This window comes from Acidithiobacillus thiooxidans ATCC 19377 (assembly GCF_009662475.1).
GTDB lineage: Bacteria > Pseudomonadota > Gammaproteobacteria > Acidithiobacillales > Acidithiobacillaceae > Acidithiobacillus > Acidithiobacillus thiooxidans.
The window spans coordinates 780,952-801,904 of sequence record NZ_CP045571.1 but is presented as its reverse complement, the minus strand read 5'-3'; the positions used below and the strand labels follow the sequence as shown (position 1 = coordinate 801,904).

The window sequence follows — 20,953 nt, the reverse complement described above, 5'->3', positions numbered from 1 at the left end:
TCATTCCGGCTTCTGGAGTCGTTCCAGCAACAGGGTATTCACCTGATCAGGATTGGCTTTACCCTGACTGGCTTTCATCACCTGGCCGACAAAAAAGCCCAGGAGCTTATCCTTACCCGCCCGAAAACCCGCAACCTGCTGGGGATTGGCAGCAATAATTTCATCTATCATAGCAGCAATGGCTGACGCATCGGTAATCTGACGCAGGCCACGACTATCAATAATGGCATCAATTTCACCACCCTGGTGAAAAATTTCCTCAAATATTTCCTTGGCAATTTTCCCGGAAATGGTTTTATCTTCAATACGCTGCACCAACAGGCGTAATTTTTCGGCAGACACCGGGCAATCCTGAATTTCGACCCCCGCTTTATTCAAAGCTCCGAGCAAATCACCCATGACCCAGTTGGCCGCCAGCTTACCTTCCACGCCATCAGCCACACTCTCGTAGTAGTCGGCAAGATCACGCCCGGCGGTCAACACACCGGCATCATAGGCCGAGAGCTGATAGGCCTGCATAAAGCGTTCACGCTTGGCATCCGGGAGTTCAGGCAGACTTTGCCGGACTTTTTCAATACGCGCCTCATCCAGAACCAGAGGCAACAAGTCAGGATCCGGAAAATAGCGATAATCGTTGGCCTCTTCCTTGCTGCGCATGGAGCGTGTCTCATCCCGGTTGGCATCATACAGGCGCGTTTCCTGAACAATGCTGCCACCACTCTCCAGAATATCTTTCTGGCGCAGGATTTCATATTCAATGGCTTTTTCCAGAAACCGGAAAGAATTCAGATTCTTGATCTCCGCCCGGGTACCAAAAGGGTCTCCAGGACGACGTAGGGAAACGTTGGCATCACAACGAAACGAACCTTCCTGCATATTTCCATCACAAATTTCCAGATAGCGCACCAGCGCATGCAGTTTCTTCAAGTAAGCCACCGCTTCCGCAGATGAACGCATATCCGGTTCGGAAACAATTTCCAGCAGTGGCGTCCCGGCGCGATTCAAATCAATACCGGTCTGGCCGACAAAAGCCTCATGCAGGGATTTACCCGCGTCTTCCTCCAGATGTGCGCGGGTGACGCCGATGACCTTTTCAGAACCATCCGCCATCTGTACCGTCAACTGCCCCTTGCCGACAACCGGCAACTCGTACTGACTGATTTGATAGCCCTTGGGCAAATCCGGATAAAAGTAATTTTTTCGCGCAAACACGCTATGCCGATTCAGCTCGGCACCAATCGCCAGACTCAAAGCAATGGCTTTATCGACGGCTGCCCCGTTCAAAACCGGCAATGCTCCCGGCATGGCCAGACAAACCGGACAGGTATGACTATTGGGTTCTGCACCAAAAGCAGTCGGGCAGCCGCAGAATATTTTGGTGGCGGTGTTGAGTTGCGCATGAACCTCCAGACCGATAACCACTTCCCAGTCCATACTCATGCCTCCCCCGCCTTCAAGTTTGGTCGTGCCAGATGCCAGTCAGTTTCCTGCTGATAGCGATGCGCCACATTCAACAATAAATCGTCCGCAAAATAATCGCCCATCAACTGCATGCCAATGGGCAGGCCGGATTGGGTGAAGCCACAGGGCAGACTGAGAGCCGGAATCCCCGCCAGATTCACAGCAATGGTATAAATATCGGCCAGATACATGGAAATTGGATCAGCGTTTTTTGCACCCAGTGCAAAGGCGGGTCCCGGGGTCGTAGGGCCGACAATGACATCCACCTCGGCAAAAGCGCGGCGGAAATCTTCGCGAATCAGACTTCGCACCTGCTGGGCCTTGAGATAGTAGGCATCATAATAGCCCGCAGAAAGGACATAAGTGCCGACCAGAATACGCCGCCGCACTTCGGCACCGAAACCTTCATAACGGCTCTGCCGATACAAGTCATCCAGGTTTTCTACGGCACTACTGCGATGGGTATAGCGTACTCCGTCAAAACGCGACAGATTGCTGGAAGCCTCAGCCGGTGCCAGGACGTAATAGGTACTGACCGCATGAGGGTTATTTGGCAGGCGAATGGATTGAATGGAAGCGCCCTGTTTGGCTAACTGATCTATCCCCGCCTGCACGGCGGCAGCCACTTCCGGATCCAGTCCCTCGCCAAAAAACTCTTCGGGCACGCCGACGCGCAATCCCTGCAGAGGACGATCCAGTCCACGCAGAAAATCACTGGCAGCCGCCGGGTGGCTGGTAGAATCCCGAGGATCATGGGCCACCATGGCATTCAGCAGCAAAGCACAATCCTCGGCGGAACGCGCCATCGCCCCCCCCTGATCGAGACTTGATGCGAACGCAATCATGCCATACCGGGAAACCCGTCCGTAAGTAGGTTTAATCCCGGTAATACCGCAAAGGGCAGCCGGCTGACGAATGGAGCCGCCGGTATCTGTGCCTGTGGCCACCGGCACCAGACCCGCTGCTACCGCCGCTGCCGAACCACCGGAAGAACCTCCGGGTACCATTTCCGTATTCCAGGGATTACGGACAGGTCCAAAATAACTGGTTTCGTTGGAAGAGCCCATGGCAAATTCATCCATGTTAAGCTTACCCAGCATGACCATGCCTTCTGCGTCCAGACGCTCCACGACAGTGGCACTATAAGGGGCGACAAAGTTTTTCAGCATTTTCGACCCACAAGTAGTCGGCACATCTGCCGTACAAAAAATATCCTTGTGGGCGATGGGCAAACCCAGCAGCGTTCCGCTTTCGCCTCTTGCCAAACGGTCATCAGCCCGAGCGGCAGATTCCAGGGCAGCAGCCTCGGTCACTGTTACAAAAGCGTTCAGTTCCGGGTTTAAGGTATGGATACGCTTGAGCAGGGTTTGCGTCAGCTCTTGTGCAGAGAAATCCCGTTTTTGCATACCCTCGCGGAGTTGCCGCAGAGAAAATTCGTGGAGGTCCAAATGCTGCTCCTGTTATTCGATGACTTTGGGGACAAGAAAAAGCCCGTGCTCGGTGGCCGGAGCACTGGCCATCAGGCGTTGGCGTTCATCATGATTGGAAACCTGATCCGGGCGCAGTGGCTGTTCCAGATCCAGAGGATGGGCCATGGGTAAAATCCCCTCTGTGGGTATGGCACTCAACTCCTCAACGAGCGACATGATTTTTTCCAGTTGACTGGCCACTGCCGGCACTTCTTCCTGGGGTAGGGCCAGACGGGCCAGATGAGCCGTACGGCGCACTGCATCCTGATCAAAAGCCATATTAATGCTTTCCTTTCGTGTTGACGCTGGATTCATTGCCGGCTGGGGTCGTTCCAGTAGGCGGAGGTAAAGACAGACCTTCAAGCAACTGGCTTTTACTGACTACCCCGCCACTGATCAAATACTGTTCATGCTGTTCCCAGGCATTGCGCATAAACTGATAAGGGTCCACCGCTTCCTGAACCATGCGGATTTTCGGACCATCCACATAGCCCGTATTAATCACCCCCATGCCACTCAAGGCATATTGGGCAGGGGTACTGGTGAGATAATATGCGGGGCCGGTAAACATGACCATGGCGAGACCCGGCAAACTCCGCAACGAACTGGGTCCATAAAAGGGTAATACCAGATAGGGTCCCTGTGGTACGCCCCAGACTCCAAGCGTCACCCCCAGACTATTGTCGTGCATGGGTAAATCCAGTTTGTCAGCCACATCAACCAAACCACCCACACCGAATAGGGAGTTGACCAGAAAACGGCTCAAATCTTCCATACCCTGTTGTACCCGACCTTGCAAAAAATCGTTGATAAAAATGTAAGGCATGCCCACGTTGGAAAACACGTTACTGACGCCCTCGCGGACAAAACCCGGTGTCACCGCTTTGTAACCCGTAGATACCGGCTCAAGCACATAATCGTAAAGTCCCATATTCACATGGAACATAGTATGGTTGAAGGTTTGCAAAGGCGGTCGACCGGATCCCGATGTGCCGGAGCCGGGACCATTCACTGTAGCGCAGCCTGATAGCGCCAGCACGGAACTGGCGAAGATGCCACCAAGCAACCAACGCCAGCGAAGCATCAATTTTTACCACTCGCATAATGAGCAGTTTGCGCTTTCAAATGCGCAATCAAGGCCGGGAACCCCTTGGTTTTAATGGTTTCATCATATTCAGAACGTTTCAGGGATAAATCACTGACCCCGTCGGCAACCACATTCACAATACGCCACTGTCCATCCTGTTGCTGGAGCAGGTAATCAAAACGATGGACCTTGCCATTGCGCATGGTCAAGGTGCTGAATACGCCCTCAGTTCCGGGCTGCATGGTTTCGCTGTTGACGACCGCAAAATGTTCGCCTTTATAATTATCAAAACGAGCCGCATATGTGGCTGCAGTATAGTCCGCCAACACGCTTACAAATTCTTTCTGTTGCGCAGTGGTCAGTTTGGACCAGTGGCTGCCCAGAGTCAGACTGGCAATCCGGTCAAAATCATAGACTTTCCGGACTACAGGAGACACCACGGCATATCGGCCCTGATAACCCATTTTGCTGCCACCCTGCATGGCTTTCAATAAGGCTGCATCGAGGGTGTCAATAGTGGCTTTTGGTGTCAGGACCTTGGCTTGCGCGGCAGCCGGAGCAGGTGCTGCGACAGCTGCTCCGGCTGAAATCATTGGCAACATGGACAAAGCCGCTGCGACAGCAAGCAACATGGCATTTCTCATAAGCATAAAATCTCCCTGTTAGCCCTTTTTGGACGGCCAATCGCTTACTAACGTTCAACCCGTAATGGAAAAACCGGATGGTCGGATCCCTGTGAAGGGGGAATGGTTGGCATATCCGGAGCCATAGGGCCTTCCGTACGCGGCCCACGCAAGGCTACTTTAAGCGCCCGCAGGGGGTGCGCAAACGTGTCATTGACCGCTGTCGGCTCAAAACCGGAATGGACCTGACACTGATCGCACTTGCGGTTAACCCCGACGCCGTACTGATCCCAAGGAGTCGTTTCCATCATTTCCTTGTAAGTCTGGGCGTAGCCTTCACTCACTAACAGGTAGCAGGGCTTCTGCCAGCCAAAAATATTGCGGGTAGGATTACCCCAAGGCGTACATTGATAATTCTGGTTACCCGCCAGAAAGTCCAGAAACAGACTGGACTGATTAAACGTCCATTTCGCCTTGCGTTCCTTACCAATACGGAAAATATCCCTGAACAACTGTCGGGATGCGCGCCTTTGAATGAATACTTCCTGCTGGGGGGCTCTCTCATAGTTGAAGCCGGGAGAAATAGTCACACCCTCAACACCCAGGGCCTTGCAGTCATCCAGGAAATTGGCTACTTCTTCCGCCCCTTCACCCTGAAAGAGGGTACAATTCACGGTCACCCGGAAGCCTTTTTCAACCGCCTCCTGAATAGCCAAAGCTGCCCGCTTGTAGGTCCCCGGTTGACAGACAGAATCATCATGGCGGTGTTCATTGCCATCCAGATGGACAGAAAATGTCAGATAAGGAGAAGGCGTATAATCATCCATACGCTTTTTCAGCAGGAGCGCATTGGTGCATAGGTAAACGAAGCGCTTGCGTTCCACCAAACCCTTCACCACTTCCGGCATATCCTTGTGAATCAGTGGCTCACCGCCGGCAATGGAAATGATGGGCGCACCACATTCTTCCGCTGCGCCAATACACTCTTCCACCGACAGGCGTTTATCCAGCACATCATCGGGGTAATCGATTTTCCCGCAACCCGCACAGGCCAGATTACAACGAAACAACGGCTCCAGCATCAGGACCAAAGGATAACGCTTACGCCCCCGCAGTTTTTGCGAAACAATGTAGCGACCCACCTTGTAGCTCTGAATTAAAGGAACACCCATAGTATCAACACCCCCACCTGGTGGCTAAACAGCCTGTGAACAAATAACAACCTTAATCGCTCAAGTATAACATACCAAAGCGTATGCAGGACAAGCGCAGCAAATAATCAGGCGCCTTTACCCCGGGACAGAAAGAAAAACAGTATATTGGCAATACGCGGTGCCAATTTCGGACGCAGCAAACGGGCATCATAAGCAGCAAAGCGTCTCTCGTTTTCCGTCCGACATAATGCGAGCAACTGTGTCAGGCTAATGTCGCTACTCACCTGTTCATGGCCGGTCATGGTAAAATTTTCCTCCTGATGATCATTCAGGCCCCTTGCCGTTTGAATCCGCGCCCAGGCCTGCATGCTGATGACCTGGATACGTTGAAACTCAAGGACGATTTTTTTCCAGAACGGCAGGCGCCGACGGTGCCATTTTAACCAGTTGATGAAAAAAATGATGTGGCGCGCTTCTTCCTGCATGACCGGCTCAAATATCTTGACCAGCTCAGGCGGGAAAAATCCCGAGTTTTTGGCCGCAGCAAACAGCCCGAAAGCAAAATAGGAATCCAGACATTCGCCATACCCCGTAAATAGAAACTCCCAGTAGGGATCCCGCAAGGGCGGCGGCGGCGGAGAGGGAGGTATCTGAATATGATAATGTTTTATCAAAGCCTGCAGTAATTCCGAATGCCTTTGTTCTTCCTGACCATCCAGGGCCACAGCAGCACGCACTACGGGATCGGTTTCCCGTGCCGCCATGCTCTGAACCATCCGCGCGGTGACACTCTCCGTCGCTACCGCCTCGCCCCAGAAAGGCAGGGATTTGACCCGTTGTTCCGTGGCAGCATCCAGTTCCGGCCAAGGCATATTTGCAGGATCAAAATGCACATGGGTATCGTGCATGAACTGGCAAAACAAATCCCGATGCTGCTCAGAACCCAGCTCTATGGCCATTGCCGTCATAAAACCCCCTCTTTCCCGGTTGAAGCCTGTAACCACCTTCGACGCATATAATGACTTTCTGATGCAACCCATGACAAGAGGACCGGGATACCCAGAAACAGTTCACGCAGACGACGGGCCAAAGCATAAGCCAGAGCCAGATCTGGACCGATACCGACAACTGTTCCGAACAGCATAAAACCGCCCTCCTGAATTCCAATACCTGCTGGCACCACAAATGCCACACTACGCAAAGCTTGCCCCAGACTTTCGAGGAGCAAGGCCGCCCAGAAAGGTACCGGATGGTGCAACAGCCAAAAAGTAAAAACGACCTCAAGAGTGCCCGCAAAAAGCCCGGCTAATTGCCAAAAATTGGCCACTAACAAAGCGCGCCCCTTGTCGTAAAAACTCCGGATTTCCGCATCCAGAAGACGCGGATCGCCGATAATCCCCAAAACATCATAACCGTCAAGCATTCGCTTACTGATGTTCTGCACCAGCGAGAACAAGCCTTTATGTTTTTGCAGCCAGAAAAAAATGACCATCACCGGAATCGACAGGAAAAGGAAACCCAGAACTTCGAAAACCAGGAGGTGATTGCTGACCGCAAACAGCAACACCACAACTCCCAGCAAAGCAAACAAGAACTGACTCACCAGAGTCAAAGTGATCTCGACCATGACACTGGCACCGGCCACGTAGGGCGAGACACCATATTGACTGAGCATTCGGATTCCCAGCAGTTCACCACCTATCCGTGCCACCGGCAATAAACCGTTCACCGATTCGCGAATCAGGGCCAGCCACAACAAAAAACCAAAGGGGGCGCGCGCCTTGGCACGTAACAGCCACTTCCAGCTCAAGGTATCCAGAGCCAGCGGCAGCAAATGAAACGGCAGCAACCAGAGCAACCCCCAGCCCGCCACGGCGAGCAGTGCCACAATTCCGGCAAAACCGGCATGCAGCACCAGATAAACACCTAAGGCCAGACCCAGTAATCCAGCGAGCAGAATGAGCATTTTCTGTTTCAAGGCTTAGCTGCCTTCATCCTGTGCGATTCCCTCTTCGCGGGGAGAAGACGTAAACAGCAGCATCAGGGTCGGCAAAATAATCAATATACACAAAAGTACAATGGCCAATGCCAGACTCAGCGCCTCGCCAAGACTCGCCATGCCCGGATCACGGGATACGGCCATACTGCCAAAAGCACTCAAGGTGGTCAGACCGCTGAAAAACACGGCCATCGGGGTTGAAGTTCCCAACAAATGGGCAACATCCACACCATTGCGCCAGCGCACCACAATATAGATGGCAAATGCCACACCCAGACCAATCAAAAGGGGTAGGACAATAATATTACCCAAATTGAAACTCAAGCCCAGCAGACTCATGGCCGCGACCGTAAACAGTGCCGCCAGCAGCAACGGAATCATGATCAGCAGCACATCCCGATAACGGCGCAAGGCTAAAAGCAACAACAGACTGATACTGGCCAGCGCAATGTAGGTAGCTTCCTGAAAGGCACCAAGAACAGCCTCTCCACCCTGCACCAGCATGACCGGGGTTCCAACCGCCCTGGGCTCGACCTTGAGCACGCTCTGAACAAATTGATACATGGCCTGGTTACTACTCAGATTGGCCTTGGGGAAAATCTCTACACGCGCCTGACCCGCCGCACCTACATAGCGATCCTTGAGCGCTGCCGGCAGGGTTTGCAAATTGACCGGTCCGGCGGACAAAGCCATGCCCAGCTGTTTCAGCTCCCCGGGCAGAGTACCCATCACACTATTCTGTAAAGCATTCATGGCGGCGGGCTGTTTTCCCTGCTTCTGTAAAAATGTCTGAAGATGATCAGCCAACTGCCCGGTTATTTTACCATCTGCAGACGTCTGACCATCCTTGACAGCCAGAGCACGCAGATCCTTGACCAGTTTATCCAGCTTCTTACGCGTATCTGCAGCCGGTGGGGTCAAGGCTGTCGGCATCATGAGTGAAAAAGGGGGCACCAGAATCTGCAGATTCTGCAAAATGGCCAATTTTTTGGACTGGTCCTTGGGAATATAACTGTCCACAGTCAATGCCCGTGCCACTGTTGGTAACTGCTCGACACGCCGGGCCACGGTCTGTGCATCGGCAATATTAGGCGTGAGTACTTCCATCCGGTAGGGAGCGGTATCAGGGTTAGCCAACAGCTTTTCAAAGACTTTTACCCCTTCGGCGTGACTATCAATCATGTGGAGTGGATTAAAGTCAAAACTTGCCCGCATCGCCAGGGGAATGGCGGCAACGGCGAGTATGGCCACCAAACCCAATACCCAGTAGGCATAGCGATGGATTGGATGTTTTGCCAGAGTAGGCACCATCGTAAAATGCGGATAATTAATGACCCGATGTTGCCCGTTTAAGGCAATGGGCCACAAGGTCAAATAAGCAGGCAAAAAAGTCAGGGTCAACAGCAGCGCAATAAGCATGCTGGTCCCGGAAATCAGCCCAAGATCCACAATTCCGGCATAGCTGGTAGGCACAAAGGCGTAAAAACTCAGTGCCGCCGCCACTGCAGCCAAACCTAGCGCTGTTCCCATACCCTGGGTCACCCGATGCATGGCTACCCGATGCACCGCACCGTTGAACAATTCCTCGCGATAGCGCAGACAGAATTGAATGCCGAAATCCACACCCAGACCAATGAACAAAATAGCAAAAGCCACAGAGATGAGATTAAAGGGGCCGACGAAAAACAAGGCCCAGGCCGTCGTCAGAATAATGCCCGATACCAGTCCAATCAGCACACCACTCACCAATTTCACCGAACGTAGGGCAATGCTGAGTAAAATGATTTCCAGCCCCAGAGTCAGCGCCAGGGATTCACCAGCACCATGACTGACGGTCTGGAGTTGCTCCGCATCCAGCACAGCCCCTCCGGTCACACCGACGCTGACGCCGTGGGCGGCATTTAACTGCAAACTCTGCAAACCTGCCTGCAAGGTCCGGATGGCAGCCTCGGCAGGCTGTAAGGAATGATAATTCATGGCTGGCTGAATGATGACGAAGCGCTGGGCAGGGCCCAGCTTGGCCAGGTCTCCGCCCATCATTTCACTCCAGGAAATCTGGTACGGCTTACCCTCCAGGCGGGCTTTCACGGCCTCATTCAACGCCGAGAATATGGCCGTCATGCCCGGCAACTGCACACCATTACTCAGTCTTTGGCTGATGGCCATACTCAACAAATCACTTAAACCACCAAGACTGGGATCGGCGGACAAACGGGCAATCAGGGGCTGGGCATTGGTAATGCGATCGGCAAAATCCTTTACTTTTTCCGGAGACAAATAGAGCAGACCATTCCGCTCAAAAAAACTGCCACCACCCGGCACGTAAACACTGTGAAACATCTTCGGGCGAGCGCGCAGCCAGGTCTCCAGACGGGTAACTGCTGCGTCGCTACTCTGAGGATTTTTTCCCTGCAGTACGACTACAATGGTGTTTTGGTCCTGGGAAAAAACATTGTGATAAGCCAGCTCACGCTTCTGAAAGGGCAGATCGCGAGACAGGGCATGGCTGGTATTGGTATCTACTGCAAAATGTGTAAACGCATAAAACAGGGCCAGCAAGGTACCAATCAACACCAACCCCATCACCCAAACAGCCCGTCGCACTGAAAAATCGACCACCTGCACCAAAAAATGCGCAATGGATTTGCCGATACTTTCCAGGAATCGTTCAGCCGCTGGTGAAATCACTGAATCTACCTCTCACAATTTGATGATCACGCAAATACTCCCCAACCCTGGGACTCAACAGGGCGGCATATTCTGCCTGGGGCTCATAATCAGGCATGAGCTTTCGCAGTAAAGGACTCTGGGTGGTGGCCGGATGAAAATAAATTTCCACCAGAGACTTTTCTGGCAGACAGTTCAGCAGACCCAGCAGGCGCGATTCGGTCATATGTCCGGTGGCATCCAGACCGCAAAGCAAATCATTATAAAGCAGTCCACGCTTATCTAGTTGTCGGCGCATTCTTGCCAACCAGGGGCGCAAAAAAAAAGCCCAGAAGGCAGGTGCGAAGCCCCGCGCACCACCACATCGCGCCACCGCCAGTGACTCCCGGGGGAGACGTACTGCCCGCAATCCAAATGCCTCCCCAATATCCAGCATCAGACTTAACACCGTAGGATGCAAATGCAGATGTTTGTGGGCGTTGGCATGATCGAGCACCAGACCGGCATCTGCAAAGGCGGCAAACTGCGCGCGAATTTCTGCCGCCAACTGCCTGCGCACCTTGGGCAGAAAAAAATAACGCACGCCGCGCAACCATAAATCCGCTGCAAAACGGCCCTGAACGTCCACCAGATCCGGCACCTGTTCCGCTGGCAACAGCGGCGCTCCATCCACCAGAGTCAGGTGCAAACCGACACCCAGTCCAGGCAGGCTTTTCGCCCGGCGTATGGCATCAGCCGCCGCAGGGGCCCCCACCATAAGACTGGCGGTGGTCAGCACACCCTTCTGATATGCTGATTCCACCGCCTCATTAACCGCGAGATCCAGTCCGAAATCGTCGGCGTTAACGACCAGCCGCCGGGTATGCCCCTGCCCCACTTCAGCCGTGGCGTTGCCGCAGGAAGCGCACGAACTCAACGCCTTCCCGCAAACGACGCTTCATCATCTGGGTGCTTTTCAGCATCTCACCAGTAATTTCAGCAATTTTCCCGGCGCGGAAATAGAAACGCTTGTACATGGTTTCCACCGAGTCAAAAATTTCCGTGTGATTCAGGTGCGGATAACTCATGGGGCTGATCTGCACACCGCGATCATTGACCATGTGGGCCTCGTCTTCCTCGGTCAACCAACCCTGTTCCTTGGCCTGATTGTACAAAAACGTGCCGGGATAAGGTGCCGCCAGTGAAACCTGGATAGTGTGAGGATTGATTTCCTTGGCAAATTCAATGGTTTTCTGGATGGTTTCCTTGGTTTCGCCAGGCAGACCAAGAATGAAAGTACCATGAATGACAATACCCAGCTTATGACAGTCCGCAGTAAACTTACGGGCCGACTCCACTTTGATGCCTTTCTTGATATTATTGAGAATCTGCTGATCGCCCGACTCATAACCCACCAGCAACAGACGCAGGCCGTTTTCACGCAGGACCTTGAGGGTCTCGTAAGGCACATTGGCTTTGGCATTGCAGGACCAGGTCACCCCCAGCTTGCCCAGACCCCGGGCGATTTCCTCAGCACGCGGGCGATCATCGGTAAACGTATCGTCATCAAAGAAAATTTCTTTCACCTGCGGGAAATTTTTCTGGATGTAACGCACTTCCTCAATCACATTGGCTGCACTGCGGGTCCGATAACGATGTCCGCCGACTGTCTGCGGCCAGAGGCAGAATGTACACTGAGACCGGCATCCCCGTCCCGTGTAAAAGGAAATGTAGGGATGCTTGAGGTAGCCAATAAAATAATCCTCAATGTGCAGATCCCGCTTGTAGACCTCAGAAACAAAAGGCAGGGAGTCCATATCTTCAATCATGGCCCGGTCGGGGTTGTGAATCAGCTGGCCATCTTCCGCACGATAATTGATGCCATCCACTTCACTCAGGGGCCGGCCTTCGGCAATTTCCTTGAGGGTGAAATCAAATTCTTCCCGAGCCACAAAATCGACGGCAAGACCTGCCTCCCGCAAAGACTCGTCGGGTTCTACCGCCACTTTGGCTCCGACCAGACCAATCATCATTTTCGGATAGTGCTCTTTGAGCAACTCTGCCATGCGCACATCCGATGCAAAAGAAGGGGTGCTGGTATGGATGATGCACAACTCGTATCCGGCAGCCACTTCCAGGGTTTCTTCCACGCTCACATCGGCGGGGGGTGCATCCAGCAGACGACTGCCGGGGATCATCGCAGCGGGCTGGGCCAGCCAGGTGGGAAACCAGAAAGAACGAATTTCCCGCTTGGCCTGATAACGGGAACCAGCACCGCCGTCAAAACCTTCAAAGGAAGGAGCCTGCAGGAAAAGGGTTTTCATCGTCATTATGTTACTCCATCGTGGCCGTTCAGTCGCCCGTCGGCGGTGACTGCATATTGTGACCCTCTCCAGGCAACGCGCCGCGCAAAGAGGGCATGAAACCAAATCCACAGCCCCAAAAAATCTGCCAGCAGGGCCGCACCCAAAGAATCTGTTGCACCGAGTTTGTGCATAATTTGCCTATGGTACACGAGGCGCAACAAGAGAACCATACCCAGCGGTATGATCCCCCAATAACCGGCCCCCCAAAACATCCAGGGCGTCAAAACCGCAACCAGCGGTAGTGGATAACTGAAAAAAGAAAAAAAGTGGCCTAGAGGCTGAACACTGCGTGTGGTCCGCGACCAGCGCAGGGCATGTTGGTAAAATGTCCGAAAACTGGCCTCATGGACCTGCGTATCCACCACATAATCCGACAGTATGGTGGCTTTTCCGAGCTGGCGGGCACGGGCTCCCAGCCAGTAATCGTCCGCCAGTTGATCAGCCAGGCTTTCCAGCCCGCCTATCGCCTCCAGGGTCGAACACTGCAAGGCCATGGTTGCCCCTCCACAAAATATATTGGGACCCAAGTGCGCAGAGACCCGTACAGAAGGCAGAAAAAGGCTGTTGATTTGGCTGGCAAGCAATCTGGAGCTGAAATGATGATCAGGAAGCCCGCGATATAAACAGGTCAGCACACCGGTCTGAGAATCCATCAGCGGCGTTAGCAGATGATGCAAATACTGCGGTCCCACCACGATGTCGGCATCGCTGATCAGCAGTAAATCGTGATTGCAGGCCGCCAAAATACCCGCAAGATTATTCACTTTGGGGTTACAACCCAATAGCTTGTCGCTCAGTATCCAGCGCAGGGGCAGAGCAGGAAATTCCTGTTGCAAGCGCTGGACCACGGCAACTGCCGGATCAGCGGCGTCCTGCACGCCGCAGACCATTTCGTAACGGGGATAATCCTGCAGACAAAAACTACGCAGGCAGGCATAGAGGTTGCCATCATCTCCATGCAGGGGCTTAAGCAGACTGAGAGCGGGCAAATCTTGAATGGTATGGGGTAAAAAAGTGGCATCCGTATTCGTCAGGACCGGTTGCCAGACACGCAGCACCCACATGGCCAGCAATTGATAACCCAAAGCCGCCAAAGCCAGCAGAAACGCCAAGCCCAACAGCCCTTCCTCAAAACCCATAAGCAGTTATATCCTGAACGGTGAGTTATTGAATCAGCCTAAAGATAATGATTTTCCGCAAACCACCTTACCGCATCGCGCAGGGCCTCTTCGGCGGGACGATGGACATAATGCAGCATTTCTTCAGCTTTCTGTGAGGAAAAATACATTTTGTGAGCGGCCATCCGCAACTCATCCATGGTCACCAAAGGAGTACCCCGGCCACGCGCACGGACCACATTTTCTGCGGCCCAAGCCAGGGGGAATAACATTTTGCGAGGAATACGGAATAGGGGTGAACGCTTTCCGGTAAGTCCGGCAATGCGGGTCAAAATAGCCTGCAAGGACAAATTATCACCGCCAAGAATGTAGCGTTGTCCCGGCTCTCCGTGCAAATAGGCCTGCCAGTGGCCCATGGCGACATCATCCACATGCACCACATTCAGTCCGGTATCCACATAGGCGGGCATTTTCCCGGCAGCAGCATCCCGCACCAGCCGCCCGGTCGGCGTCGGCTTGCGGTCTGCAGGCCCGACAGGTGTGGAGGGGTTCACAATCACAATGGGTGCAGACTCATTCTGACAAAGCTGTTGCAGAGCTTCCTCAGCCATAAATTTGGAGCGTTTATAATGCCCGATCATATCGGCAAGACGGGAAGGAGCCGCCTCATCCGCCACCCGGCCATCGGCATAATGACCCAGCACGGCAACGCTGCTGGTATAAACCATGCGCTCCACCCCGGCGTCCAAAGCCGCCCGGGCCAAACGCTCCGAGGCGCTGACGTTGGCCGCGTACATAGACTGTGGATCAGGCACCCAGAGACGATAATCCGCCGCCACATGAAAAACCAGCTGGCAACCCGCTACGACTTTATCCAAAGCCTGAGCATCAGCCAGGTCTCCCAGCACCGGCTCCACATCCAGACCTTCCCAATTGCTGGAATCCGCACCGCTGCGATGTAACACTCGTACTTCCAGTCCTTCAGCGAGCAGGCGGCGTAGCACCGCTCCGCCGACAAAACCCGAGGCACCCGTCAATAAGGCTTTCATACGCTGTTGGCTTCCCGCAAATGCGGCTGAACCAGGTGCGGCTGAACCAGACGCAGGGTGTTTACGGCGGCCTGCATCTGCCGGCCCAAACCCATGAGTGGCGGCAAATCGCCCGGATGAAGTAACAATCCCCGCAACAGGGGCAAAATTTGGGGACGACCATAACCATCAACACTGTGCATGGCTATAGCGGGAATGGACTGATGGGCAGGGTCCACCACGCTGCGAATCGCCAGAAAAGGAATCCCGGCTTGTGCTGCCCGTTGCGCCACGACTCCGCTTTCCATATCCACCGCTTGGGCTTCCGGATAATCTGCCCGGAGTTGGGCCTTGGCCGCCACCGAAGCACAGGCTTCACTGACCGAACAAAGCTCCCCAGCCAGCACTTTTTCGGAAAATTTTTGCAACAGCGCACTCCGCCAGCCCGCGTCGGCAGACCAACTACGTCCTGCCCAGAATATGTGCTCGGGAACCAGCAAATCCCCGGCCCGACAGGCAGGATTCAAGCCGCCGGCAGTGCCCCAGGACAAGAGTCTGCCTACTCCGGCTTGCAACAACTGTTCAGCCGCCTGATCAGCCCGTATTGGACCCATTCCCGAAACCACCATGCAAAGCTGCGGCGCAATTTCCATCACTGTCTGGTAGCGCAACTTCCCGGACAAAAGGATGCGCGCCTCGGCAGCCAGCGCCACAACGATACCTATCCGCTGCGGCTGCATCCCAAATTCCGGAAACGGGCCAGCGCCCAAAGCGGGAAATAAAAATTATAGCCATGATAAATAAGGTAAAATACTTTGGGGAAGCCAGGCGCATTAAAAAAAGGATCCTGCCAATCACCTTCACCATTCTGATGGGTCTGTAACCACTGAATACCCCGGCGCAGGGCGATGGAGCCGCGATCTCCCGCCGCCATCAAACCCAGGCAGGCCCAGGCAGTCTGGGCCGCCGTAGAAACCTGACCAGCTCCCGCCAGGCCGGGCTCTGCGTAGGAATCGTTATTTTCCCCCCAACCACCATCTTCCTGCTGCATGGCCCGCAACCAGTCAGCGGCCCGGTCCATGGCCGGTTGCAAGGAAGGATCCTGCAACTCTCCCAGAGCCATCAGTACCGACCAGGTTCCATAAATATAGTTGGTCCCCCAACGTCCAAACCAGGCCCCGGAAGACTCCTGCTCACGCAACAAATAAGCGACGGCCCGGCGCAGCACATCGCGATCACGGGGCCTGCCCAGGTAGCCAAGAAAGGCCACCACCCTGCCCGTCACATCCGCTGTCGGCGGATCCAGCAAGGCCTTATGATCAGCAAACGGGATTTCATTGAGATAATAGTGGGTATTATCCACATCATAGGCACCAAACCCACCATTGCGGGATTGCATTCCCGTCAGCCAGTTTGCCGCTTTTTCGATACTTTCCCGATCTTCAGGACGCCCGGCACGCGCCAGGGCCCAGGCCACTGCCGCCGTATCATCCAGATCGGGATAGTAGGGATTCGCATACTGAAAAGCCCAGCCACCGCCCGCCAGCTGCGGGCGCTGCACCTGCCAGTCTCCAGGATCACTGCAAATCTGCCGCTCCTTGAGCCAGGCAATGGCTTTTTCCTGTTCGCCGGTAATTCTGTCTGATCCACCGGATTCCTCAACAGCGTCAGCTTCCAGCAACGCATGAAGGGCCAGACAGGTGTCCCAGACCGGTGACATACAGGGCTGACAGTAGGCATCCTCAGCGCGCTCCACCACCAGCTTGCGCAGCGCCGCACCCGTGGCCTGACGGTAGGGATGCTCCGGCGCATAGCCCAACAAAGCCAGGGCTTCATGGGCATTGACCATGGCCGGAAAAATGCCATTCAGACCATCTTCGCCATTAATCCGGGCCGTAAACCACTGTTCGGCGCGACGTACCGCAATGCGGCGAATGGCTGCAGGAATCCAGTTTTCAATAAATCCCCAAAAACGATCCAGAGCCAGAAAACTGCGCGCCACCAAGCCCTGTCGCGATGCCGCAAAGTAGTCCTGAATTTGTTCCGGAGGGTGACGAAATAATTCGCGAATATGCACCTGCAAGGGATTTTTGGCCTGGGCCTTGAGGCTGCATAAAATAAAAAGAGGCACCATGACGGTCCGTGACCAGGACGCCACCTTGTAAATCTGAAAAGGAAACCAGCGCGGCAAAAGTATCACTTCCACCGGGATGGAAGGCACGGCACGCCAAGGCACCTGGGCAAACAGGGCCAAAGTGATTCGGGTGAACACATTGGCATGTTCGGCACCGCCATGGGCGAGGATGGCTTCTCTGGCGCGACGCATGTGGGGCAGATCCGGCGCATCTCCCGCCAGCTTCAGCGCGTAATAGGCCTTCACGGAAGCACTCAAATCAAAATGCCCCCCATAATACAGCGGCCAACCGCCGTGATCCGCCTGCTTGCTGCGCAAATACACCACCATTTTGGACTCCAGCGCCGCATCACGCTCATCCATATAATGTTGCATCAGAATAAATTCGGCCGGAATGGTGCAGTCCGCCTCAAATTCAAAACACCAGTGCCCATCAGGGGCCTGTTTCTCCAGGAGTACCGACTGGGCGTGCTCCAGCGCCCCGTCGAGGGTCTGCTCCAGCGTGCGACGCAAATATCCGCCCACCAGCGGTAACGGCTGCAGGACACGGTTCATGCGGTCGCTACCCGTGCCGTTTTGCGCAGGGGTTTAATGCCAGCCCGGAAACTGGCCAGCAACAACCCATCCGAACGATGCATGAGCTTGGATAACATGACTACCCACTGCACACTATTACGACTGATTTTCACCTCAGCACCCGATGCAAAAGCCGGATTCTCGGCAATACGCCGTAAAGTCAGCACGGCCATCGCCAGGGCCCAGAGGCAAAAATCACGCATGCCGGTCTGATCCGCAGGAATCATCAGGGTATATTGCAGCGCGTTTTCCAGATGTTCGGCGGCAATATCCAGCAGGTTTTGCAAGGCGGCCTGAAAGCCCGGGTCGTGACTGCCGGGCTGGACGGCGGCAATATCACAACCATACTGAGCAAACACGCTGGACGGCATCCAACTGACCCCGCGTGCCCAGTCATCCCAGATATCCTTGAGAATATTGGTCATTTGCAGGCCCTGACCAAAAGACACCGCCAGACCTTGCATTTCTGTTTCCTGAGCACGCAAACGCGGTTCGTACTCCACAAAAAGGCTGGTCAGCATTTCGCCGACCACGCCCGCCACCACATAGCAGTAATGATCCATAGCGGGCATGTCCACCAGCCCTTTCAGGGAGGCGTGCTGCTGAAACTCGGCCATGCCCGCCCCCATGATGCGCACACAGCGCGCCAGAGCCGCTTGCTGGCTGGCACTGAAACTGTGGGTAATCTGCACGACATCGGCCGTATGACGCACCAGGTCATGTTCGGCAGCAGGCATATCCGCAGACAGTTGAGCGCCAAAACCTCCGGCAAATACTGCCGGATCTTCGTGTCCCTCGACTACCTGCAAAAATACCTGCTGCCAGTGGGCTTTTTCTTCCCAGGGCATGGTCGGATCATCTTCAATGGTATCGGCAATGCGGCACAGCAAATAACCATTTCCCACCGCGACGCGCAAAGACTCAGGCAATTGCGGGATGGTCAGCGCAAAAGTGCGGGAAACAAGTTGCAGGCTATGTTGCTGCCAGGCTAAAGCCTGATCTAGCGCCGCAGTCATGCGGCGGTCCTGACTGGTGACATCCAAACTCCTTGTTCTATTTTGGTCCGGGCGCCAGTGCTGACCCGTTGCATCGCGGCAATGTAACGATCCCGCAACAATTCCGCAAGTATAGTAGGATCCTCAATGGAGTGTAATGAAAATCACCAAATCACTCTGGTACAAGTGCAACACCCACTGCTAGAGCCGCCGCAAGGAGCTGCTTATCCAGCGTCGCCAGTGGCAGTTTTTTCCGCAAAGCCAATTCCAGATAGGCCGCATCATAGATCGTCAAACCATGTTCATCCGCCAGGTCCAAGGTCGCGGACCACGCTGCGGCATCCGTCTGATGATCTATGGCTTCTGGCAGCAAACGCAGGTCGGGCAGCAGTTCACGCAATTCTGGCATGGTGATACGTCCGCGTCGCGCACCGGCCAGGAGTGCATTGCAGACCTCCAACGCCCAATGTGCGGGCACACAAAGTCCCTCTACCAGCAGCCGCTCACGCACCCGGTTTGGGAATTCGGCGGTTTCATCCCGAAAACACCAAGCCAGGGTCATGGAAGCATCGGCGATAAAAGTCATCAGTATTTGCGTCCCGCGTCAATCAACTCGCGCAAGGATACGCCCTGCAGGTCATGGCTGGCCTGGAACGCTTTCAGGCGCGCCACAGCCGCCCGCCGTTCCTCAGTTCCTTGGCCTTTGGGTGGCTGTAACTCGGCCACTGCCTGCCCGTGTTTCGTGATGATAAATCGTTCCCCTTGACGCACCCGATCCAGGATCTCGGACAAATGCGTCTTTGCCTCGTAGGCACCAATTTCAGGCATCGCTGACCTCTCCTTAAACCAGTCTAAGACCAGATTAATTGTACCTAGGCGGCCCTGTCAAGACTCCCCGTCATCTCCCAGGCCATGTTTGCGGACCCGATAGCGCAGCGTCTCGCGGGTAATCCCCAATACCCGCGCGGCCTTGGTGACATTACCCTCGGTCAGACTCAGCACCTGCTGGAGAATCTGCCGTTCCATAGCCTCCAGATCCATGCTGCCATCCATGGGCAGAATAATATGCTGGTCATCCACCGGACAGCCAGATGGGGCCGGACAGGCGTTATTCAGATTTCCGGGCAACTGCAGCCATTCCCTGGGCAGTTCTTCGGTTTCGGAAAACAGCACTGCCCGCTCAATCACATTACGCAGTTCCCGGACATTTCCAGGCCAGTCATAAGACTCCAGCGCAGCCCACACGGCCGGGCTGATATAATGCACGCGCTTGCCAGCCTGAGCATTGAATTCCGCCACAAAATGCGGTACCAGTTCATGGAGATCCGTCTTACGCTCGCGCAGGGAAGGCAAAGCCAGACGAAATACGCTCAGACGATGGAACAAATCGGCACGAAAAGCACCCTGAGCTACCTGCGCATCCAGATCCCGATTACTGGCGGCAATAAAACGCACATCCACGGCAATGGGGCGATCCCCTCCCAGTCGGCGCAGGCTGTGATCTTCAATGACTTTCAACAACTTGGCCTGGAGTTCGAGCTCCATTTCCGAAATTTCATCCAGAAACAGGGTGCCGCCGCTGGCCTGCTCCACCAGCCCCCGATGGCGCACGGCGGCCCCGGTAAATGCTCCGGGCTCATATCCAAACAACTCGGATTCCAGCAATTCCCGGGGCAAAGCCGCACAGTTGATTTCCACCATGGGGCCGCCAGCCTGAGCGCCACTATAATGCAAAATGCGCGCAGCCAGTCCTTTACCCGTGCCCGTTTCTCCTGAAATCACCAGGGCACTATAAGGAACCTGACTGAGGCGATCGAGCATGCTGCGCACGTTAGCGGCAGCCGGACTTTCTCCCAGATAGGTTTCGGGACGATAGCGGCGATGCTGGTTGGAGGTATCTTCCGCCACCCGACGCTGGGCGCGGGCACCCCGACCAGCCGAACGCACCACCATCTCCAGACGCTCCATTTCACAGGGCTTTTCCAGAAAATCGTAGGCGCCCAGCCGCAAAGCCCGCACCGAATCGGGCACGCTCCCGAAGGCTGTCAGAAAAATCCATTCTCCGGTACCGCCTTTAGCCCGCACCTTTTCCAACAAATCGAGACTGTTACCATCCGGAAGGTTGAGATCCGCCAGGGTCACCAGAGGGCTGAGATCCTGCCTCAACAAGAGCTCTTCGGCATCGGCAAAGCGTTCCGCCCAATGCACTTCCCAGCCTTCCTTTTCAAAAAAGCGGCACATTTCCCGGCCCAGAAAAATCTCGTCCTCAATAATCAGCAAAGCATCAGCCATGTTGG

Annotated in this window: 19 protein-coding genes; all 19 read right to left on the bottom strand. The window is 54.5% G+C overall.

The window, feature by feature from the left end:
- Nucleotides 1-1,440, bottom strand: coding sequence for an Asp-tRNA(Asn)/Glu-tRNA(Gln) amidotransferase subunit GatB (gene gatB / locus GCD22_RS04270; protein WP_244947577.1), 1,440 nt, complete (start codon nt 1,438-1,440; stop codon nt 1-3).
- Nucleotides 1,437-2,909: an Asp-tRNA(Asn)/Glu-tRNA(Gln) amidotransferase subunit GatA gene (gene gatA / locus GCD22_RS04265; protein WP_024894153.1), complete on the bottom strand. Its 1,473-nt coding sequence runs from the start codon at nt 2,907-2,909 to the stop codon at nt 1,437-1,439. Before gatA ends, gatB begins: the two co-directional genes overlap by 4 nt.
- Before the next feature lie 12 nt (nt 2,910-2,921).
- Nucleotides 2,922-3,209: an Asp-tRNA(Asn)/Glu-tRNA(Gln) amidotransferase subunit GatC gene (gene gatC, locus GCD22_RS04260; protein WP_010636853.1), complete on the bottom strand. Its 288-nt coding sequence runs from the start codon at nt 3,207-3,209 to the stop codon at nt 2,922-2,924.
- Between the two features lies 1 nt (nt 3,210).
- Nucleotides 3,211-4,014: an MlaA family lipoprotein gene (locus tag GCD22_RS04255; protein WP_024894151.1), complete on the bottom strand. Its 804-nt coding sequence runs from the start codon at nt 4,012-4,014 to the stop codon at nt 3,211-3,213.
- Entirely contained in the window at nt 4,014-4,667 is a 654-nt protein-coding gene (locus GCD22_RS04250; protein WP_153940458.1) for an ABC transporter substrate-binding protein, read from the bottom strand. The genes GCD22_RS04255 and GCD22_RS04250 overlap by 1 nt, the downstream gene beginning before the upstream one ends.
- A 41-nt stretch (nt 4,668-4,708) precedes the next feature.
- Nucleotides 4,709-5,812, bottom strand: coding sequence for an adenosyl-hopene transferase HpnH (hpnH, locus tag GCD22_RS04245; protein WP_010636860.1), 1,104 nt, complete (start codon nt 5,810-5,812; stop codon nt 4,709-4,711).
- 107 nt (nt 5,813-5,919) lie between these two features.
- Complete coding sequence (locus GCD22_RS04240) at nt 5,920-6,762, bottom strand: ferritin-like domain-containing protein (RefSeq protein ID WP_010636861.1); 843 nt, start codon at nt 6,760-6,762, stop codon at nt 5,920-5,922.
- Entirely contained in the window at nt 6,759-7,772 is a 1,014-nt protein-coding gene (locus GCD22_RS04235) for a lysylphosphatidylglycerol synthase domain-containing protein (protein WP_140391009.1), read from the bottom strand. The genes GCD22_RS04240 and GCD22_RS04235 overlap by 4 nt, the downstream gene beginning before the upstream one ends.
- A 3-nt stretch (nt 7,773-7,775) precedes the next feature.
- The gene (locus GCD22_RS04230) at nt 7,776-10,481 is read right to left on the bottom strand and encodes an MMPL family transporter (RefSeq protein ID WP_081577142.1); all 2,706 of its coding nucleotides are present in this window, start codon (nt 10,479-10,481) and stop codon (nt 7,776-7,778) included.
- The gene (gene hpnK, locus GCD22_RS04225; RefSeq protein WP_244947576.1) at nt 10,462-11,376 is read right to left on the bottom strand and encodes a hopanoid biosynthesis-associated protein HpnK; all 915 of its coding nucleotides are present in this window, start codon (nt 11,374-11,376) and stop codon (nt 10,462-10,464) included. The genes GCD22_RS04230 and hpnK overlap by 20 nt, the downstream gene beginning before the upstream one ends.
- Nucleotides 11,339-12,769, bottom strand: coding sequence for a hopanoid biosynthesis associated radical SAM protein HpnJ (gene hpnJ / locus GCD22_RS04220; RefSeq protein WP_029315945.1), 1,431 nt, complete (start codon nt 12,767-12,769; stop codon nt 11,339-11,341). Before hpnJ ends, hpnK begins: the two co-directional genes overlap by 38 nt.
- Nucleotides 12,769-13,944: a bacteriohopanetetrol glucosamine biosynthesis glycosyltransferase HpnI gene (hpnI, locus tag GCD22_RS04215; RefSeq protein WP_031569181.1), complete on the bottom strand. Its 1,176-nt coding sequence runs from the start codon at nt 13,942-13,944 to the stop codon at nt 12,769-12,771. Before hpnI ends, hpnJ begins: the two co-directional genes overlap by 1 nt.
- A 38-nt stretch (nt 13,945-13,982) precedes the next feature.
- Nucleotides 13,983-14,972: a hopanoid-associated sugar epimerase gene (gene hpnA, locus GCD22_RS04210; RefSeq protein ID WP_081577144.1), complete on the bottom strand. Its 990-nt coding sequence runs from the start codon at nt 14,970-14,972 to the stop codon at nt 13,983-13,985.
- Entirely contained in the window at nt 14,969-15,691 is a 723-nt protein-coding gene (locus tag GCD22_RS04205; RefSeq protein WP_081577145.1) for a phosphorylase family protein, read from the bottom strand. The genes hpnA and GCD22_RS04205 overlap by 4 nt, the downstream gene beginning before the upstream one ends.
- Nucleotides 15,673-17,640 (bottom strand): squalene--hopene cyclase, encoded by a 1,968-nt coding sequence (gene shc, locus GCD22_RS04200; RefSeq protein WP_153940457.1) that lies wholly within the window; start codon nt 17,638-17,640, stop codon nt 15,673-15,675. The genes GCD22_RS04205 and shc overlap by 19 nt, the downstream gene beginning before the upstream one ends.
- Nucleotides 17,637-18,677, bottom strand: a complete 1,041-nt coding sequence (locus GCD22_RS04195) for a phytoene/squalene synthase family protein (RefSeq protein WP_170286692.1) — start codon at nt 18,675-18,677, stop codon at nt 17,637-17,639. Before GCD22_RS04195 ends, shc begins: the two co-directional genes overlap by 4 nt.
- Before the next feature lie 151 nt (nt 18,678-18,828).
- On the bottom strand, nt 18,829-19,242 hold the full coding sequence (locus GCD22_RS04190; protein ID WP_081577147.1) for a type II toxin-antitoxin system VapC family toxin: 414 nt from the start codon (nt 19,240-19,242) through the stop codon (nt 18,829-18,831).
- On the bottom strand, nt 19,242-19,484 hold the full coding sequence (locus GCD22_RS04185; RefSeq protein WP_081577148.1) for a type II toxin-antitoxin system Phd/YefM family antitoxin: 243 nt from the start codon (nt 19,482-19,484) through the stop codon (nt 19,242-19,244). The genes GCD22_RS04190 and GCD22_RS04185 overlap by 1 nt, the downstream gene beginning before the upstream one ends.
- A 57-nt stretch (nt 19,485-19,541) precedes the next feature.
- Nucleotides 19,542-20,948, bottom strand: coding sequence for a sigma-54-dependent transcriptional regulator (locus tag GCD22_RS04180; protein WP_081577149.1), 1,407 nt, complete (start codon nt 20,946-20,948; stop codon nt 19,542-19,544).
- Nucleotides 20,949-20,953: the final 5 nt, after the last annotated feature.

Excerpts from the sequence above, each read along its gene's own strand:
- gatC (WP_010636853.1), bottom strand. The coding sequence starts at position 3,209 with ATGGCTTTTGATCAGGATGCAGTGCGCCGTACGGCTCATCTGGCCCGT.
- hpnI (WP_031569181.1), bottom strand. The coding sequence starts at position 13,944 with ATGGGTTTTGAGGAAGGGCTGTTGGGCTTGGCGTTTCTGCTGGCTTTG.
- GCD22_RS04190 (WP_081577147.1), bottom strand. The coding sequence starts at position 19,242 with ATGACTTTTATCGCCGATGCTTCCATGACCCTGGCTTGGTGTTTTCGG.
- GCD22_RS04185 (WP_081577148.1), bottom strand. The coding sequence starts at position 19,484 with ATGCCTGAAATTGGTGCCTACGAGGCAAAGACGCATTTGTCCGAGATC.
- GCD22_RS04240 (WP_010636861.1), bottom strand. The coding sequence starts at position 6,762 with ATGACGGCAATGGCCATAGAGCTGGGTTCTGAGCAGCATCGGGATTTG.
- GCD22_RS04195 (WP_170286692.1), bottom strand. The coding sequence starts at position 18,677 with ATGACTGCGGCGCTAGATCAGGCTTTAGCCTGGCAGCAACATAGCCTG.
- hpnA (WP_081577144.1), bottom strand. The coding sequence starts at position 14,972 with ATGAAAGCCTTATTGACGGGTGCCTCGGGTTTTGTCGGCGGAGCGGTG.
- GCD22_RS04250 (WP_153940458.1), bottom strand. The coding sequence starts at position 4,667 with ATGCTTATGAGAAATGCCATGTTGCTTGCTGTCGCAGCGGCTTTGTCC.
- GCD22_RS04205 (WP_081577145.1), bottom strand. The coding sequence starts at position 15,691 with ATGCAGCCGCAGCGGATAGGTATCGTTGTGGCGCTGGCTGCCGAGGCG.
- shc (WP_153940457.1), bottom strand. The coding sequence starts at position 17,640 with ATGAACCGTGTCCTGCAGCCGTTACCGCTGGTGGGCGGATATTTGCGT.
- gatB (WP_244947577.1), bottom strand. The coding sequence starts at position 1,440 with ATGAGTATGGACTGGGAAGTGGTTATCGGTCTGGAGGTTCATGCGCAA.
- hpnJ (WP_029315945.1), bottom strand. The coding sequence starts at position 12,769 with ATGACGATGAAAACCCTTTTCCTGCAGGCTCCTTCCTTTGAAGGTTTT.
- GCD22_RS04180 (WP_081577149.1), bottom strand. The coding sequence starts at position 20,948 with ATGGCTGATGCTTTGCTGATTATTGAGGACGAGATTTTTCTGGGCCGG.
- hpnH (WP_010636860.1), bottom strand. The coding sequence starts at position 5,812 with ATGGGTGTTCCTTTAATTCAGAGCTACAAGGTGGGTCGCTACATTGTT.
- GCD22_RS04255 (WP_024894151.1), bottom strand. The coding sequence starts at position 4,014 with ATGCTTCGCTGGCGTTGGTTGCTTGGTGGCATCTTCGCCAGTTCCGTG.